The 1,023-nt window shown below is 74.5% G+C and carries 1 protein-coding gene; it reads left to right on the top strand.

Features of this window, described 5'->3' with window-relative positions:
• Window positions 1-913 (top strand): PP2C family protein-serine/threonine phosphatase (locus C6N75_RS25000; RefSeq protein WP_146132668.1); only part of this gene is annotated, 913 nt, incomplete at its 5' end.
• Between the last annotated feature and the right edge of the window lie 110 nt (window positions 914-1,023).

The following is a 1,023-nucleotide window of genomic DNA, read 5'->3' as shown; positions in this document are numbered from 1 at the left end:
GCGGCCGGCCTCGACGGCGTTCCGGTTGCAGCGGCCGGACGGGGTGACCCGGCACGTCCGGGTGATCGCCGAGCCGGTGCTGGACGCCGACGCGCGGCTGCTGATGGTGCGCGGCGCCTATCAGGACATCTCGGCGCAGCACTGGACGGAGGTGGCGCTGGCGGCCACCCGGGACCAACTGGCGCACACCGAGCAGGAGTCGGCTGAGCGCAACCGGCTGGCGCTCCAGTTGCAGCACGCCATCATGCCGCCGGCCGGCGGTCCGCTGGCCGCGCCGGGGCTGCGCGTCGGGGTGCGCTACCGGCCGGCCGAGACCGAGCACCTGGTGGGCGGCGACTGGTACGACGCGTTCGTGCTGCCGTCCAAGCAGGTGCTGGTATGCGTGGGCGACGTGGCCGGGCACGGCATCCAGGCGGCGACCAGCATGATCGTGCTGCGCAACGCGCTGCGCGGCCTCGCGGTCACCGGGGCGGGTCCGGCCCAGTTGCTGACCTGGCTCAACATCGTCGCCCACCATCTGACGGACCAGGTGACGGCGACCGCGGTGTGCGGTCTCTTCGACCCGGACACCCGGGTGCTGCGCTGGGCCCGGGCGGGCCATCTGCCGCCGGTGCTGGTGACCGGCGAGGCGACCACCACGCTGCCGGTGATCCAGGGGATGCTGCTCGGCGCGGTGGCGCACACCGAGTACGAGGAGGGCGAGGTCCGGCTGGAGCCGGGCGACACCCTGCTGATGTACACCGACGGGCTGGTGGAGCGGAAGGGCGCCTCGCTCCAGGAGTCGCTGGAGCTGCTGGTCGGCACCGCCCGGCAGTCGGCGCCGTCGCTGGAGCAGCGGCTGGACCGGCTGCTGACGCACAGTGCGGCGGACACCGACGACGACACCTGTGTGGTGGGCATCCAGGTCGAGTAGCCGGCCGCCAGGCGACCGGACTTCGCGGGTACACGGCGAGGTCCGGCCCCCGCTCGTGCGGGCGGGGGCCGGACCTGGCCGGAGGGGGCGAGTGCCGTGCGGGCGGTGGG

It is taken from the genome of Streptomyces solincola (genome assembly GCF_002982015.1).
In the GTDB taxonomy this organism is placed as follows: domain Bacteria; phylum Actinomycetota; class Actinomycetes; order Streptomycetales; family Streptomycetaceae; genus Streptomyces; species Streptomyces solincola.
This window is presented reverse-complemented; position numbering and strand designations above follow the sequence as displayed.